Below are 16,812 nucleotides of genomic sequence, written 5' to 3'. Positions count from 1 at the left end.
TACCGCCGGCCGCCCTGTCCAGGCGCTACACCTCCACATAGCCCTTGCGCAGTTTCTCCGCCACCAGCTTGTCCGCTTCGCGCCGCGCCCGCTCGGCGCTGTCGAACGCCTTTACGCTGGTCTGCCCTGTGCTGCCGATGCGGCCATAGGTGACGGAGAGCTCCGCCCCGCGCACGCTGGCACGCCAGAACTTGCGCGACGTGCCCTGCTCGAAGCGCAGCGTCCGCACCAGTTCCGCTTGCGCAGCCGATGCCGTCGCCGCGTCCGTCGGGGCCTCGGCCGTTGACGCGGCATCCTGCACCGCGGCCGGCTTCGCCAACGGCACCGGGATCTCGACCTCCACGTCCAGCGCGCGATCCTCGCCATCGGCCAGCATGGCCTCGATGCGGGCCAGCACCGCTTCCGCATCGTCGAGCCAGTCCCTGCCGGGGATGTCCAGTACCCGCCAGCCGAAGCTGCGCAGGATGCCGGGGCGGAATACATAGCGCTCGGCGGTGTCCGACACCGCCTCGGACGGCGCATCGAGCAGGATTGCCAGCGCGTAGCCTTGTCCCGACGGATCGGCGATGGCCAGGTCGCAGCGGAACTGCGAGCGGCCGACGTTGGCGTGCACCTGGTGGCCGCGCGCACGCAGCGCCTCGGCCAGTGCATCGCGGATGCTGTCTGGCGTGGGTTCGCGCGTAAAGGCGTCGCGCGCGCCGGGGTTCAGTGCGCCCAGCACCGACTGGGCGCGCTCGAACTGGCCGCGCGCGCTGGCCTGCGCGAACTGCAGGAACGCGCGCAGTGCGGCCGCGCCGTCGTTGTGCACATTGGTGATCGCCTCGGCCTGGATCGTCGACACCACCGCCATCCGGTGGCGCGCGCGGCTGAAGATCACGTTCAGGCGCTTCTCGCCGCCGCGCTGGTTGATCGGGCCGAAGTTCATCAGCATCTTGCCGTCCGGCCCGGGCGCGTAGCAGATGCTCAGGATGATGACGTCGCGCTCGTCGCCCTGCACGTTCTCCAGGTTCTTGACGAACAAACCGTTGAACTGGTCGTCGTCCTCGCGCACGTACTCGCGTTCGAGGCGCATTGCGAAGTCCGCGTCCTCGGCGGCCAGCGCCTCGAGCGCGGACTCGATGGCGCCCTGCTGCGCCTCGGAAAACGCCACGATGCCCAGGCTCAGCCCGGTCTCGCGGCGCAACAGTTCGCGCACGGTCCGGGCAATGTAGCCCGCCTCGGGCGCATTGCGGCGGTCGGCGTAGACGCCGTCTGCCAGCCGGTGGAAGCTGACCGGCCGCGCCAGCAGCGCGTCGGCGCCCGCGATGCCGGCATCCTCCTGGTCCGAGCGCAGCGCAGGCGCCTCGTCCTCGGCCTGCTCCAGCAACCGGTCGGGAATGGTGACCAGCCGCCCGTCGTAGAACGCCGCGTTGGAAAAGCTGATCAGCGATTCGTGCCGGCTGCGGTAGTGCCACGCCAGCAGCGTGGCAGGCAGGTTGCGCGCGGCCTGGTTCAGCAGGCTGTCCGAATCGAGGTTGATGGCGATGCGGTCGCCCTCCTCTTCCACCACGATCTCGTCATCGCCCTCGGCGCCGCCGGCCGTGAAGAAGCTTGTCGGCGGCAGCTGCATCTCGTCGCCGACCACCACCACCTGGCGCGCGCGGCTCAGTGCGGGCACGGCCTCCTCGGTCGGGATCTGGCTGGCCTCATCGAAGATCACCACGTCGAACAGGTCCGGCGACAGCGGCAGCGTGTCGGATACCGACAGCGGGCTCATCAGCCAGATCGGCTTCAGGTCGTTGATGACGATGCCGGTCTCGTCGTCGGAGAGATCGCGGATCGAACGGTGGCGCATGCTCTTGCCGAACTCGTGCTCCAGCTCGCGGCGGCCCGTTGCGTATTGCTTCTTGAACGCCTTGCCGTCGGCGTCCAGCATCGTGGCCGACAGCGAGGACACGCGTACGTTCTCGGCGAACTGCTTGTGCCGCGTGGCGCGCACCACTTGCGCGTTCAGCGCGAGCAGTTCGCGCTGCCCTTGCGCCACGGCGCGCGCAGCCTGCGCCAGCGCCGCGCCGCCAAAGCGCGCCAGCACCGGGTTCTCACGCGCGAGACGGCGCAGCGCCTCGTCAGCCACCAGCGCTTCGAGCTGTGCCGGTGCATGGTCGAGCCACTGCAGCGTGGCGGCGCAGGCGGGGTCACCCGCGTGCACCGCGCGCAACAGCGGCAACAGGTCTGGCAGGTCATCGAGTGCCTCGCGCAGATCGCGCAGCAGTTCGGCGATATCGCCGAGGCGTGCGTCGGCGGCCAGCGCCAGCCCGTCGCGCACACGCTGCGCGAGCCTCTCCAGCGCCTCGCGCGCACCGGCTTCGGCGCGCGCCGCGGCGACCGGGTCGACGGCCTGGCGCAGGTGCGCGACCAGCTCGCGCGGGCCTGCGCCCGACTGCAGGCGCCGCTCGAGTTCGCCGAGCGCGCGCAGAAAGGCCTGCATCTCGCTCACGCCGTAGCGGCGGCGGCTGTCGGCATCGGCCGCTGCCAGCGCGGCGCTAGCGGCGTGCTCGGCGGCCAGCGCTTCCAGCACCTTGCCGTAGCCCGGATGGACGGCGTGCTTGCCGAAGTCATAGCGGCGCTTCAGTTCGCCGCGCAGCCGCCACCATGCGGGCTGTAGCCAGCGCGCGAACGACGGCTCCAGCCGCCGCGCGAGCGCCAGCGCCGATTCGGTATCGCCGGCGCTCAGCTTGTCTTGCCAGTTCGAGGTTGCGGCCTGCGCATCGGCGAGTGCCTGCGCGCGCCGCTCCAGGTCCGCGCGCACCTCGCGCAGCGCGCCTTGCGCCGGCGAGGCCGGATCGAGCAGGTCCAGGTGTGCGGCCAGGCCCGTGTCGAGCAGCCACTGGCTGTCGGCGGCAATCGCGCGTGCCTGTTCCAGCGCGGTGTCCTGGCTGGTAAGGCTTGCGGTGCTGTCCAGCAGCGGGCCGAGCGCATCGAACAGCGCCTCGGCGTCATGGCACAGCTGCTCGGCGCGGCCATAGGCGCGCTCGTCGGCCAGCAGTTGCGGGGACAGGCGCGCGAACGGATGCGCGGCCAGGCTGTCGAGACCGAAGCGCTCGCGCATCGCGCGGTGCACGCGGTGCGCGAGATCGCGCTGACGGTCCCAAGCGGCCAGCGCCGGCAGGCGCTCGCGCAGCGCAGGCCCCGCGTCCGGCACGGCCGGCAGCGCCGCCACGCGGCGCAGCAGCGCACGCACGCTGTCGCCGAGTGCCTCCGGCACTGCTGCCATCGCGACCTCGAACGCGTCGATACGCTGCTGGTGCGCGGCCAGCGCCTGTGCCACCTGCGCGCGGCGCGCAGCCAGCGCGTCGCCGTCATGCGGCTGCGCGATCCACTGCTCGTAGCAGGCGCGCAGGTCGGCGATGAAGGCCTTCTTGTCGGTCTGCGAGTCGTGGATCAGGCAGCACAGCGAGTCCAGCCCGCTTTGCTTGAGCCGATGGAACACCACGTCGAGCGCGGCGCGCTTTTCGCAGACGAACAGCACGCGCTTGCCGCGGCCGGCGTAGTCGGCGATCAGGTTGGTGATGGTCTGCGACTTGCCCGTGCCCGGCGGGCCCTGGATGATAAAGCTGCGCTGGCTGCGCGCCAGGCCAACCGCGGCGTTCTGGGTCGCGTCGGCTGCCACCACGTTCCACTGCTGCGCCGGTGCGAGCGGCGCGGGCGCCTGGGTCTCCACGTCGCGCGGATCGATCGAGAATACGCGGTCGAACGCCGGATTGGCGCCGGGCTCGTCCAGCAACTGAGCGTAGTCGCGCACCAGCGACATCTTGCGGTAGTTGAAGTTGGCGAGCGTCACCTGCGTCAGGTCCAGGTCCCAGGCATAACGGTGGCCTTCGGACTCCTCCAGCACGTAGCCCTGGCGCTCTTCGCTTTGCGCGGCGGCGGGGCTGCTCATGTGGGGCTGGCGCGGTCCGGCGGCGGGTGCGGCGCCCGCTTCGAAGCGCTGCGGCAGCTCGCTCGGCCGCACCCAATGCTCGAACAGCGCGCGCCCCAGCGGCCGGTAGTCGTCCTGCGCATAGCTGTACGGCGGCAGCCAGCCGCCGCTGCGCACGGCGGCCGTGCCCGGCCTGCGGCGCTGGAACTGCTGCATCCGCTGCAGCGCCTTCTGCCGCACCAGCCGCACCGCGGCCTTGTCGACCAGGCGCAGCTCGACCGAGGGCTCGGAGCGGCGAATCTGCGCGAGGATGCCGGCATGGATCTCCTCGATCGAGGTCTTGTCGAGATCCACGGTCTCGTCCAGCCGGATGTCGTACAGCTGGTGCAGGTAGTGGCGCAGCACCGGGTTGAACTCGGCCTCGCCGCCCGCGCACTGGATCACGTACTGGTCGCGCACGCCCTTGCGTTTGACCAGCTCCACCGGCAGCCACAGCAGCGGCGTCACGATGCGCTCGTCCGGGGCCTCCTTCAGGTTGTGCCAGCGCAGGAACGCCACCACCAGGCGCAGGTTGCTGAAGCCGTATTCGGCGCGGTCGCGGCGGGTCTCGGCGATCAGGCGGTCCAGCGACGCCGGCAGGTAGGGCTGGTCGTCGAAGCGCAGCCAGCGCTGCAGCGACACCGGTTTGCCCGCCACCAGGTCGGCGGCGAACGGTCCGCCCCAGGTGCAGATGTGCTCGGGCCGCACGCTTTCGATCTGCAGCATCAGCGGCACGCTGGCCACGGTGACGTTGACGCTGGCCGCGGTCGGGCGGAAGTGCAGCAGGCGGTTGCGCCGCGAGAGATCGAACAGGCGGTCGCGCAGGTGCGTGAGCACGGCGGCGCGGCGCGGCGTGGCACCCGTCGTGCCGGCCAGCACACGCTCCACGTCCAGGCCCGGCGGCTGCTCGCGCCACGTGCGCAGCCGGGTCGCCAGCGCGGCGACATCGGTGGCGCGGTCGTGGCGGTTGATCTCGGTCATCTCGACGATCACCGCGGCGACGATCGGATGCAGGCGCTCGTGCAGCAGGAACAGGTTGCGGCGCTGCGCGACGAAAGTGCGCAGGTCGTCCTCATCGGCAAAGTCCAGGCCGCAGGCCAGGCTCGCGAGCACCATGCCGAGCAGGAACACGTCGCCGATCTCGTCGTGGTGGCCAAGCAGGCGTTCCCAGCTGGCCGGGCCGCGTAGATAGACCGGGCGTTCGACCGGCGCCGTAGCGTCAAGCTGCAGCGCCAGGTCGGCCTGGTCACGCTGTCCGTCATCGGCGTGGCCGAGCTGCAGCGCGCCGACGATGTTCAGGCCCGAGGCCGGATGCGGCTGCACGCGATGCACCGCGCCGATGTCCATGACCGGAGCTTCGCCATCGGGCCGGCGCAGGCGCAGCCTGCCGTCCTCGTCCACCAGGATGCTGTCGGGATCGAGCGCTGCCACCCTGCCCTGCGCGTGCAGCGCGGCGACGTGCGCGAACAGCGGCAGCACCAGCACCAGGACGTCGTCGGTGGGCAGCGCCGCGCCCGCCTGCGCGTCGACCAGGGCGCGCAGCGTGCGCGCCCCCCCGCTGCGGGTCATATCCGGAATGGTATTGGTGCCGTGGGTCGTGCTGTCAGTCATGCCCGGCCCTCCCTGGCCAGTTCGCGGTGGAGTTGGCGCTGGAAGCGGTCCAGCTCGCGCTTGCCGAAGCCGGCGTCGCGGCGCAGGTTGCCTTGCAGCGCGTCCAGGCTGCCCAGCGCCTGCGCCACCTGGGCGGCGTGCAGCAGCGCCGCGTCGTGCTGGTCGGGGTCGGCGAGCGCCAGGTCCATCATCAGTGCGTTGAGGTAGCCGCGCACGCTGTCGTCGGCCACGTCCGGCCCCAACCCCTCGGGGCCGGTCGCCGGTTCGTCGTCGCGCCAGTCGGGGAACATCATCCGCACCTGCGCGAGCACTGCCTCGCTCGCCAGCGCCGTGCCGGCGAGGAAGTGTGCCAGGAAGCCGCGCGTCAGCGCCTGCAGCCGGACCTGTCCCGGCAGGTCCAGCTTCTCCAGCGCCAGCGGGCCGTGCAGCCGGGTTTCGATCCATGGATCGAGATCGGCCGCGCCTTCCCACCACAGCGCCAGCGCGCGCGCCCGGATAAAGGTCTCGGGATGGCTGTGGGCGGCGCTTGCGCCCGCCTCGTGGGATTCGATCTCGGCCGCCTGGCGCAGATAGGCGGCCGCGTCCACGCTGCCGATGCCGGTCTGCACCTTGACCAGCGTCGACACGGCCGGCGCCACCGCGCCCGCGGCCACGGCGCCGCCGCGGTCGGCAAACAGTTCGGTGTGCAGCGCGTAGCGGCGCCAGGTCTCGCGATGGCTGGCGCTGGCGCCGGGCGCGGCCAGCGCGTCGTTCAGGATGCGGTCGGCCACCAGGAACTGGCCCTCGTCGCGCGACCACAGCAGGTAGTGGGCCAGCTCGTGGCCGAACACCGCCAGCAGCTCCGGCGGCGACAGCCGCTCCAGCAGCGGCCCCTGCAGGACGATGTGGACCTCGCCGGGCACGTAGACCAGCGAGGCGTTCATGTCCTGGCCCGGGGACTGGTAGAGCGTCGCGGGCGCGTCGATGCCGAGCCGCGCCATCGCCTCGGCCAGCGCCGCGTGCACGTCGGCATGCGCGTCCGCCTCGATGCGGTAGGTGTCGCGCAGCAGCATCGAGCGCAGTGCCTCGCGTTGATCGGCGCCGGTCGCGCGGGCGCCGGCCCAGCGCCAGACCTCGGGCTCATGGCGGCGCAGGTAGTCGACTACCGTTGCGTGATAGGCCAGCGGCACCAGCGCGCCGCGATCCGGGGCGTGAGAGTCCATGCGGGACGTTCCAGGGTTGCGTGGAGGCCGATTCTACAGGGGGAACATGACGCAGGCGCCGTCCATCGGCGCGGGCAATGCCCGCATTGGCATGGCCAGCCTGATGCTGTCGGGACTAGTCGGAGGCGGGGATTCCGGCGCGGGAAGCGGCTGACGGCTGCAGCTGTTGGTTTGGGTGGGCGGCTGATACGCCGCAAGTCTGTTTCTGCCCAACAATTACGCGGCCAACCGGGCGGAATCCGCTGATGACGGGGCTGCGGCTCCATTTTTGTCGGTCCGCATCCGGTGGCACAGCTTCTGCGTATAAGCGAGAGGACGCCCACAGCGTTCTGCCCTTCTTACCGCAAATCGGAGTACCGCCATGATTCGCCAGCTCGCCAACACGATCTTCGCCACCGCCGCGATTGCAGCCGCCTGCACGGTCGGCATTGCGCATGCCGCCGCCCGCGACAGCGCTCCTGCCGGCGACAAGTCCGGCTACACCTTCCGCGTCGACATGCGCGACGTCTATAGCGACGGTGCGCGGGCCAGCCGCTTCGACGTTTTCATCGACGGTACCCGCGTTGAGGCTCCAGCCGTCAACGAGCAGTCCGTTTCCGGCCTGGACCGCGGTGGCGTGTCGGCCGATCCTGCCCGCAAATTCGACATCTACACTGACGGCGCCCTGGCCGGCATGGACCGCAGCGGTCCTTCAGCCGACCCCGCGCGCAAGTTCGACGTCTATACCGACGGCGCCCTGGCATAAGCCCGTGCACAGCTAGCCTGCCTCAGGCAGGCCGCCATCTTCAAACGCGCTTGTGCGCCCTTTGGAACGTATTTCTCCCGGCTCCAAAGGGCGCTTTTTTGCTGGCGTCAGCCCAGTTCCGGGTAGTCGACGTAGCCGTGCGCACCATTGCCGCCGTACAGCGAAGCGTCTTCAAAGGGACGGTTCAGCGGCTTGTTTTCGCGGAAGCGGCGCGGCAGGTCAGGATTGGTGATCATCTTGCGGCCGAACGAGACCATGTCGGCACTGCCACGACGAATCGCCTCTTCGGCCATCTCCTTGGAGTAGCCGTTGTTGACCATCCATACGCCGGTGTACAGGCGGTGCAGCGCTTCATAATCGAAAGGCGCGTTGTCGCGCGGGCCGCCGGTGTGGCCTTCCACGACGTGGATATACACCGGGTGCAGCTTCTCCAGTTCACGCACGACATGTTCGAATAGCGGCTGCGGATTGCTCTCAAGCGCGTCGTTGACGGGCGACACCGGTGCCAGGCGAACGCCGACCCGGTCTGCACCGATCTCTTTGACCACGGCAGCCATGACTTCAAGCAGGAAGCGCGCGCGGTTTTCGATGCTGCCGCCATACGCGTCGGTGCGCTTGTTGGTGCCGTCGCGCAGGAAAGCGTCAAGCAGGTAGCCGTGCGCACCATGGACTTCGACGCCGTCGAAGCCAGCCCGAACGGCGTTGGCCGCAGCGATGCGGAAGTCGTCCACGATGCCAGCGATCTCCGCAGCCTCAAGCTCACGCGGGACCGAGCATTCGACGTAGCCTTTGCCGTTGATGTAGGTCTTGGCATTGGCGGCGATGGCCGACGGTGCGACCGGGGGCTGGTTGTCCGGCTGGAAGTGCGTGTGCGACATGCGCCCGGTGTGCCAGATCTGCAGGAAGATCCTGCCGCCCTTCGCGTGGACCGCGTCGGTCACCTTCTTCCAGGCAGCGATCTGCTCGGGGGTGTAGATGCCCGGCGTATTGGTGTAGCCCTGGGCAGTGGTTGAGACCTGCGTGGCTTCAGCGATGATCAGGCCCACGCTGGCGCGCTGGCTGTAGTACTCGACCACCATGTCGGTCGGCACCAGGTTGTCGTCGGCCCGGCTGCGCGTGAGCGGCGCCATGGCCATGCGGTTGGCAAGTTCGAGCTTGCCCAGCTTGATCGGCTGGAACAGCGCGTCGGCGAGGAAGGCTTCGTTCTGTACACCCATGAATCACTTACTCCGTGGTTGGTCTATGGCTTGTTGCGGCCAGAACCGCCGTTAGCGGCCGGCTGGAACAGGTGGTCAAACATCAGGTCGACGCTGCGGCGCAGCGGCTCGACAGAGCATTCGAGCTTCATGCGCAGCAAGGCGCCCTCCCAGGCATCCCACGCCAGCCCGGATAGCTCGGCAGCTGCGATGTCTGCGCGGATATCGCCGTGCGCCTGGGCCTCGCAGATCATGCCGGCGAGGCGTTCGCGCCACGCCAGTTGCGCGGCTTGCAGGGCGGCCCGGCAGACTTCGCTCGACAAGGCGATCTCCGCCGCGAAGTTGCCTATCAGGCACCCAGCCTGCAGCTTCCTCGATTCGTGGTACGCAATCATCCGGGCAAAGACATAGCGGATCGCTGCCATTGGCGCAGACGGCGCCTCATCGATCATCGCCTCCCACGACCGCTGCAGGAAACCCGCGTATTGGGCGACGATGACCGCCGCGAACGCTTCCTTGCTCTCGAAATGGTTGTAGAACGACCCCTTCGGCACGCCGGCGTGGTCGGTGATCTGCTGGATGCCGGTGGCGTTGTAGCCGTGGCGCGTAAACAGTTCGCGCCCCGCCTTCGTCAAACGGTTGGGGATGTCGGTCTTGTCTGCAGTGCGTGCCATGGCCGAATAATATGACCAGTCGTCTTAAGATGTCAAACGGCACTGCGCAAGCGTAGGCAAGGACGCATTTCCGGCCCTCTTTCGGACACGATATTTTTCCTTGACAAGGGAAGACCCATGTTCCAATATGCCTTTCATCGCATGCGATCTAAACGGATGCGATTTAAATACAGCTGACAACCACCAGAGATCCATTCCATGAGCAAGATCGAAAAAGTCCTCGCCACCGGCAAGACCCACACCATGCACAGCAGCGCCGGCGCTACCTCGCGCGGCCACAACGGCACGCTGGACATCGCGCTGTCGCCCGGCAACAGCACCACCCCGGCGCACGTGTTCACGACCGTCCAACCCCACCCGACCGCGGAACAACTGTTCGCGGGCGCCTGGTCGGCGTGCTACATCGCCGCAGTCGGCCTGGTGGCCAAGGAGATGAAGCTGGAACTGCCGTCCGACCTGGCCGTGGACATCGAAGTCGACCTGGGCCAGACCGGCGCGGAATACTTCCTGCAGGCACGCCTGAACCTGCGCGCGCCGGGCCTGCCGCAGGATGTCGCTACGCGACTCGCTCACGCCGCCGATGCGATCTGCCCCTACTCGAAGGCAACCCGGGGCAATATCGAGGTGGCGCTGAACGTGTTTACGTCGTAACTCCCTGATCCCTGACCCTTTCGCTATTTCAAATTAGTCGTATGCGATGTAATCACATACGACTAAAGATCACATGATACAAGGATGCATACCATGACCACGCTCACCTCCATCGCCCGCTACACCGTTGTCGCCGCCGCCCTGTTGACCGCCGCCGCCGCGCAAGCCGCCGGTTCGGCGCGCGACCCTTTCACCGAGGGCGCACGCTCGGTCACCAGCACAGCCGATCCGTACACCGACGGCGCACGCTCGGTACACGGCACGCGCAGTCCATACTACGACGGCGCCCGCGGCAAGGTCGACCCTTACCTCGACGGCGCACGCGCCTGAGACCGCGTAGCGCCGCGGAGGCCAGATCGTGCGCATGATTCTCTGCCGGTTCCTGGCGCCCTACCTTCGGGCACCAGGAATCCGCCGCCGCGGAAACTTTTAGCACCCGCGATCAAATCGCACACGATCTATAATCGACGCTTGCGATCCATCCGTCTTTGGCCAACGAGGCAGCAAATGAAACCCACCGACAAGCCCGCCGCAACGCCGACGCTCTCAGACTTCCTGTGCTTCGCGGTCTATTCCGCGAACCTCGCCTTCGGCAAGGCCTACAAACCGGTCCTTGAGCAACTGGGGCTGACCTATACGCAATACATCACCATCGTTGCGCTATGGGAGCAGGACGACCAGACCGTCGGCAGCCTGGGAGAGAAGCTGTTTCTCGAATCGAACACCCTGACGCCGATGCTGAAGAAGCTGGAGGCGATGGGCTATGTGGAGCGGCAGCGCGACCCCGAAGACGAGCGCCAGGTACGCGTGCGCCTGACCAAGGCCGGCCGCAAGCTGCGCGAGCGGCGCCTGGAATCCAGCCTCGCCGGAGCGACCGGCCTGGCCCCGGACGAATTCGCCCGGATCCAGAAGGCAGTTGCGTCGCTGCGCAACAACCTGATCCAGTCGGTGAAAGACAGCGAATGAACCAGCACACAGGACCCATGGCCATGACCAGCACAGCCGCCCAGTACAGCCCGATCAGCTGCGAGTTCCACGACCGCCTGGAGGACCTCGCCACCGTGCGCAGGCCCGCGCAGATCCACTACCGCGACGCCGATGGCCTGCTCCAGCAGCGCACCGCGACCATTACCGACGTGTACAGCCGGGGCGGCGCCGAATATCTGACGCTCAAGACTGGCGAGACCCTGCGCCTGGACCAGCTCATGGAAGTCGACGGCGAGAAGCTGGCGGACTACTGAGCCCGCAAGATTCCGAGCCGGAAAAGACAAAACCCCTCGCAGCACACGCTGTCGAGGGGTTTTGGGAATAAGAGCCTGGCGATGACCTACTTTCACACGGGTATCCGCACTATCATCGGCGCGGAGCTGTTTCACGGACCTGTTCGGGATGGGAAGGGGTGGTTCCAGCTCGCTATGGTCACCAGGCATGAGGGGTTGCAGCGCTGAGGTTGAGGTCAACGCTGCGAATAGGGATGTAGTTGGGGTTGTGCGTCTTGTGTCAACTGTTTCGGCACAGTCGCGATCACACACACCAGGTGAAACACACTGGTTATAGGATCAAGCCTTACGGGCAATTAGTACTGGTTAGCTTAACGCATTACTGCGCTTCCACACCCAGCCTATCAACGTCCTGGTCTCGAACGACCCTTCAAGGAGGTCAAGCCTCCAGGGAATCCTCATCTTCAGGCGAGTTTCCCGCTTAGATGCTTTCAGCGGTTATCTCTTCCGTACATAGCTACCCTGCGATGCCTCTGGCGAGACAACAGGTACACCAGCGGTACGTCCACTCCGGTCCTCTCGTACTAGGAGCAGCCCCCGTCAAGATTCCAACGCCCACGGCAGATAGGGACCAAACTGTCTCACGACGTTTTAAACCCAGCTCACGTACCTCTTTAAATGGCGAACAGCCATACCCTTGGGACCGGCTACAGCCCCAGGATGAGATGAGCCGACATCGAGGTGCCAAACACCGCCGTCGATATGAACTCTTGGGCGGTATCAGCCTGTTATCCCCAGAGTACCTTTTATCCGTTGAGCGATGGCCCTTCCATTCAGAACCACCGGATCACTATGTCCTGCTTTCGCACCTGCTCGACTTGTCGGTCTCGCAGTTAAGCACGCTTTTGCCATTGCACTTTAGGTACGATGTCCGACCGTACCAAGCGTACCTTCGAACTCCTCCGTTACACTTTGGGAGGAGACCGCCCCAGTCAAACTGCCTACCATGCACTGTCCCCGACCCGGATTCACGGGTCAAGGTTAGAACCTCAAACAAACCAGGGTGGTATTTCAAGGACGGCTCCACGTGAACTAGCGTCCACGCTTCAAAGCCTCCCACCTATCCTACACAGATCGGTTCAAAGTCCAATGCAAAGCTACAGTAAAGGTTCATGGGGTCTTTCCGTCTAGCCGCGGGGAGATTGCATCATCACAAACACTTCAACTTCGCTGAGTCTCGGGAGGAGACAGTGTGGCCATCGTTACGCCATTCGTGCAGGTCGGAACTTACCCGACAAGGAATTTCGCTACCTTAGGACCGTTATAGTTACGGCCGCCGTTTACCGGGACTTCAATCAAGAGCTTGCACCCCATCATTTAATCTTCCGGCACCGGGCAGGCGTCACACCCTATACGTCCACTTTCGTGTTTGCAGAGTGCTGTGTTTTTATTAAACAGTCGCAGCCACCATTTTATTGCAACCCCTTCACCCTTCTGGCGCAGGCCAGTCAAGCTACCAGGGCGTACCTTATCCCGAAGTTACGGTACCAATTTGCCGAGTTCCTTCTCCCGAGTTCTCTCAAGCGCCTTAGAATACTCATCTCGCCCACCTGTGTCGGTTTGCGGTACGGTCTCGTATGACTGAAGCTTAGAGGCTTTTCTTGGAACCACTTCCAATTGCTTCGCAGCACTAGGCCGCTCGCCCCACATCCTTGAATTCCGCGCCCGGATTTGCCTGAGCGCCTTCTCCAATGCAGGGACCGGGACTTCCAACACCCGGACAACCTTCCGCGATCCGTCCCCCCATCGCATCATACGACGGTGCAGGAATATTAACCTGCTTCCCATCAGCTACGCATCTCTGCCTCGCCTTAGGGGCCGACTCACCCTACGCCGATGAACGTTGCGTAGGAAACCTTGGGCTTACGGCGAGGGGGCCTTTCACCCCCTTTATCGCTACTCATGTCAGCATTCGCACTTCCGATACCTCCAGCATCCTTTACAAGACACCTTCACAGGCTTACGGAACGCTCTCCTACCACGCACATTACTGTGCGTCCGCAGCTTCGGTATATAGCTTAGCCCCGTTACATCTTCCGCGCAGGACGACTCGATCAGTGAGCTATTACGCTTTCTTTAAAGGGTGGCTGCTTCTAAGCCAACCTCCTGACTGTTTTAGCCTTCCCACTTCGTTTCCCACTTAGCTATATTTGGGGACCTTAGCTGGCGGTCTGGGTTGTTTCCCTCTTGACACCGGACGTTAGCACCCGATGTCTGTCTCCCGTGATTGCACTCTTCGGTATTCGGAGTTTGCTATGGCGGGGTAATCAGCAATAGACCCCCCAACCATGACAGTGCTCTACCCCCGAAGGTGAGACACGAGGCACTACCTAAATAGTTTTCGGAGAGAACCAGCTATTTCCAGATTTGTTTAGCCTTTCACCCCTATCCACAGCTCATCCCCTAACTTTTCAACGTTAGTGGGTTCGGTCCTCCAGTACGTGTTACCGCACCTTCAACCTGGCCATGGATAGATCATCTGGTTTCGGGTCTACACCCAGCGACTCAACGCCCTGTTCGGACTCGCTTTCGCTACGCCTTCCCTAATCGGTTAAGCTTGCCACTGAATGTAAGTCGCTGACCCATTATACAAAAGGTACGCCGTCACCCGTTGCCAGGCTCCGACTGTTTGTATGCATGCGGTTTCAGGATCTATTTCACTCCCCTCCCGGGGTTCTTTTCGCCTTTCCCTCACGGTACTGGTTCACTATCGGTCGATCACGAGTATTTAGCCTTGGAGGATGGTCCCCCCATCTTCAGACAGGATTTCACGTGTCCCGCCCTACTTGTCGTACACCTAGTTCCACAACGCTGTTTTCGCATACAGGGCTATCACCTGCTATGGCCGGGCTTTCCATCCCGTTCTGCTAACAATGCTGCTAAAGAGTACAAGGCTCTTCCCATTTCGTTCGCCACTACTTTGGGAATCTCGGTTGATTTCTGTTCCTGCAGCTACTTAGATGTTTCAGTTCGCCGCGTTCGCTTCCCTGACCTATGTATTCAGTCAGGGATGACCCATACGGGCCGGGTTTCCCCATTCGGACATCTCCGGATCAAAGCTTGTTTGCCAGCTCCCCGAAGCTTTTCGCAGGCTACCGCGTCCTTCATCGCCTGTGATCGCCAAGGCATCCACCACATGCACTTGTTCGCTTGACCCTATAACGAGTGTGTCTCGATTGCTCGAAACAGTCGCTACAGGATGAGTTCTCGCATTTGTGCCGTATTCCAAGTCATCTTTCGATCACTTAAATACATTTTGGTTGATACAATCACAACCCGGTATCGCGTTTGGTACTGCAGCGTCTCATCAACGCTTCGCGACACCTTTACTACATCCCATATTGTTAAAGAACAGCCGATCTTGCGATCGCTTGGCAATGCCAAATGAAAGCGCTCTTGCGAAGCGCTTTCATTTGGCCACCCGGCCTTAACCACAAACAAACCGATAAGTGTGAACGCTCGACTTGGGATGCACGCTCTGAAAGGAGGTGATCCAGCCGCACCTTCCGATACGGCTACCTTGTTACGACTTCACCCCAGTCATGAACCCTGCCGTGGTAATCGCCCTCCTTGCGGTTAGGCTAACTACTTCTGGCAAAACCCACTCCCATGGTGTGACGGGCGGTGTGTACAAGACCCGGGAACGTATTCACCGCGGCATGCTGATCCGCGATTACTAGCGATTCCAGCTTCACGTAGTCGAGTTGCAGACTACGATCCGGACTACGATGCGTTTTCTGGGATTAGCTCCCCCTCGCGGGTTGGCAACCCTCTGTACGCACCATTGTATGACGTGTGAAGCCCTACCCATAAGGGCCATGAGGACTTGACGTCATCCCCACCTTCCTCCGGTTTGTCACCGGCAGTCTCTCTAGAGTGCCCTTTCGTAGCAACTAGAGACAAGGGTTGCGCTCGTTGCGGGACTTAACCCAACATCTCACGACACGAGCTGACGACAGCCATGCAGCACCTGTGTCCACTTTCCCTTTCGGGCACCTAATGCATCTCTGCTTCGTTAGTGGCATGTCAAGGGTAGGTAAGGTTTTTCGCGTTGCATCGAATTAATCCACATCATCCACCGCTTGTGCGGGTCCCCGTCAATTCCTTTGAGTTTTAATCTTGCGACCGTACTCCCCAGGCGGTCAACTTCACGCGTTAGCTACGTTACTGAAGAAATGAATCCCCAACAACTAGTTGACATCGTTTAGGGCGTGGACTACCAGGGTATCTAATCCTGTTTGCTCCCCACGCTTTCGTGCATGAGCGTCAGTGACGTCCCAGGGGGCTGCCTTCGCCATCGGTATTCCTCCACATCTCTACGCATTTCACTGCTACACGTGGAATTCTACCCCCCTCTGACATACTCTAGCCTTGCAGTCACAAGCGCCATTCCCAAGTTGAGCTCGGGGATTTCACGCCTGTCTTACAAAACCGCCTGCGCACGCTTTACGCCCAGTAATTCCGATTAACGCTCGCACCCTACGTATTACCGCGGCTGCTGGCACGTAGTTAGCCGGTGCTTATTCTTCCGGTACCGTCATCGACCCCGGGTATTAACCAGAGCCATTTCTTTCCGGACAAAAGTGCTTTACAACCCGAAGGCCTTCTTCACACACGCGGCATTGCTGGATCAGGGTTGCCCCCATTGTCCAAAATTCCCCACTGCTGCCTCCCGTAGGAGTCTGGGCCGTGTCTCAGTCCCAGTGTGGCTGATCGTCCTCTCAGACCAGCTACTGATCGTCGCCTTGGTAGGCTTTTACCCCACCAACTAGCTAATCAGACATCGGCCGCTCCTGTAGCGCGAGGCCTTGCGGTCCCCCGCTTTCACCCTCAGGTCGTATGCGGTATTAGCTAATCTTTCGACTAGTTATCCCCCACTACAGGGCACGTTCCGATGTATTACTCACCCGTTCGCCACTCGCCACCAGGCCGAAGCCCGTGCTGCCGTTCGACTTGCATGTGTAAGGCATGCCGCCAGCGTTCAATCTGAGCCAGGATCAAACTCTTCAGTTCAATCTCTGTGTGGACCCTCGCGGGTCCTCGCTCTTTCGAGCGGTCGCTCACTCTCAGAAAACTGACTGACCAGATCCGAAGATCCAGTCACGTTTTGCTGTGCGAGCACTGTATAACTTGTAAAGCTAAAAGACCGAAGTCTTCCGCATCCGTTATCAAGCGCCCACACTTATCGGTTGTTTGGTTGTTAAAGAACCCGCCCTTTCGGGCCGCACCCGGCTTTGCCGTTTGCGTTGCTGCGTTTTGTTTGCAGCGGAGAAACAAGACTATAAAGAAGTTTCTGCGATTAATCAATCATTTTCGAGAAATTCTTTATTCTGTTCTGCAAGGCACACTCTTTCGAGTCGAGTTAATCCTTGCAAGTCGTCAATCCTTGCAAGTCTTTTCCCACCCCCGTTGCGCGGTGCCTTGCGAACGAGGGGGCGAATATTAATGCCTGGATGCCTGCCTTGCAAGCGTTTTTGAAAAGAACTTGAAAGAGCCTCTTTTGTCACTTGCCGCCG

General features: G+C 63.4%; 9 protein-coding genes and 3 rRNA genes. 5 read left to right on the top strand and 7 right to left on the bottom strand.

Annotated elements, in window-relative coordinates:
• Nucleotides 1-25: 25 nt before the first annotated feature.
• Both RS901_RS14635 and RS901_RS14630 read right to left on the bottom strand, forming a co-directional pair.
• Complete coding sequence (locus tag RS901_RS14635) at nucleotides 26-5,548, bottom strand: AAA domain-containing protein (protein WP_410054118.1); 5,523 nt, start codon at nucleotides 5,546-5,548, stop codon at nucleotides 26-28.
• On the bottom strand, nucleotides 5,545-6,750 hold the full coding sequence (locus RS901_RS14630) for a M48 family metalloprotease (RefSeq protein ID WP_316149508.1): 1,206 nt from the start codon (nucleotides 6,748-6,750) through the stop codon (nucleotides 5,545-5,547). The genes RS901_RS14635 and RS901_RS14630 overlap by 4 nt, the downstream gene beginning before the upstream one ends.
• Nucleotides 6,751-7,111: 361 nt before the next feature.
• On the opposite strand from RS901_RS14630, the gene RS901_RS14625 reads away from it, so the two are divergent.
• Nucleotides 7,112-7,495, top strand: coding sequence for a hypothetical protein (locus RS901_RS14625; protein ID WP_316149506.1), 384 nt, complete (start codon nucleotides 7,112-7,114; stop codon nucleotides 7,493-7,495).
• Between the two features lie 107 nt (nucleotides 7,496-7,602).
• Here the strand turns inward: RS901_RS14625 and RS901_RS14620 are convergent, their stop codons facing one another.
• Complete coding sequence (locus RS901_RS14620) at nucleotides 7,603-8,712, bottom strand: alkene reductase (protein ID WP_316149505.1); 1,110 nt, start codon at nucleotides 8,710-8,712, stop codon at nucleotides 7,603-7,605.
• 23 nt (nucleotides 8,713-8,735) lie between these two features.
• Nucleotides 8,736-9,365: a TetR/AcrR family transcriptional regulator gene (locus RS901_RS14615; RefSeq protein ID WP_316149504.1), complete on the bottom strand. Its 630-nt coding sequence runs from the start codon at nucleotides 9,363-9,365 to the stop codon at nucleotides 8,736-8,738.
• A gap of 198 nt (nucleotides 9,366-9,563) precedes the next feature.
• Here RS901_RS14615 and RS901_RS14610 point away from each other — a divergent pair, with 198 nt between their 5' ends.
• The 4 genes from RS901_RS14610 to RS901_RS14595 all read left to right on the top strand — a co-directional run bounded on the left by RS901_RS14610 (nucleotide 9,564) and on the right by RS901_RS14595 (nucleotide 11,257).
• On the top strand, nucleotides 9,564-10,016 hold the full coding sequence (locus RS901_RS14610) for an Ohr family peroxiredoxin (protein ID WP_316149502.1): 453 nt from the start codon (nucleotides 9,564-9,566) through the stop codon (nucleotides 10,014-10,016).
• 93 nt (nucleotides 10,017-10,109) lie between these two features.
• Nucleotides 10,110-10,346 (top strand): hypothetical protein, encoded by a 237-nt coding sequence (locus RS901_RS14605; protein WP_026201418.1) that lies wholly within the window; start codon nucleotides 10,110-10,112, stop codon nucleotides 10,344-10,346.
• A 177-nt stretch (nucleotides 10,347-10,523) separates the two neighbouring features.
• Nucleotides 10,524-10,982, top strand: a complete 459-nt coding sequence (locus tag RS901_RS14600) for a MarR family transcriptional regulator (RefSeq protein ID WP_316149497.1) — start codon at nucleotides 10,524-10,526, stop codon at nucleotides 10,980-10,982.
• A 23-nt stretch (nucleotides 10,983-11,005) separates the two neighbouring features.
• A complete protein-coding gene (locus RS901_RS14595) occupies nucleotides 11,006-11,257 on the top strand; it encodes a hypothetical protein (protein WP_316149495.1) in 252 nt (83 codons plus the stop codon).
• A gap of 73 nt (nucleotides 11,258-11,330) precedes the next feature.
• Here the strand turns inward: RS901_RS14595 and rrf are convergent.
• From rrf to RS901_RS14580, 3 genes are all read right to left on the bottom strand, one after another.
• Nucleotides 11,331-11,443, bottom strand: a 5S ribosomal RNA gene (gene rrf / locus RS901_RS14590).
• A gap of 128 nt (nucleotides 11,444-11,571) precedes the next feature.
• Nucleotides 11,572-14,452 (bottom strand): 23S ribosomal RNA (locus RS901_RS14585).
• Nucleotides 14,453-14,777: 325 nt separating this feature from the next.
• A 16S ribosomal RNA gene (locus RS901_RS14580) occupies nucleotides 14,778-16,309 on the bottom strand.
• The 16S, 23S and 5S rRNA genes sit together here, the layout of an rRNA operon.
• Nucleotides 16,310-16,812 lie beyond the last annotated feature (503 nt).

The organism is Cupriavidus sp. BIC8F, from assembly GCF_032465815.1.
GTDB lineage: Bacteria > Pseudomonadota > Gammaproteobacteria > Burkholderiales > Burkholderiaceae > Cupriavidus > Cupriavidus necator.
This window is presented reverse-complemented; position numbering and strand designations above follow the sequence as displayed.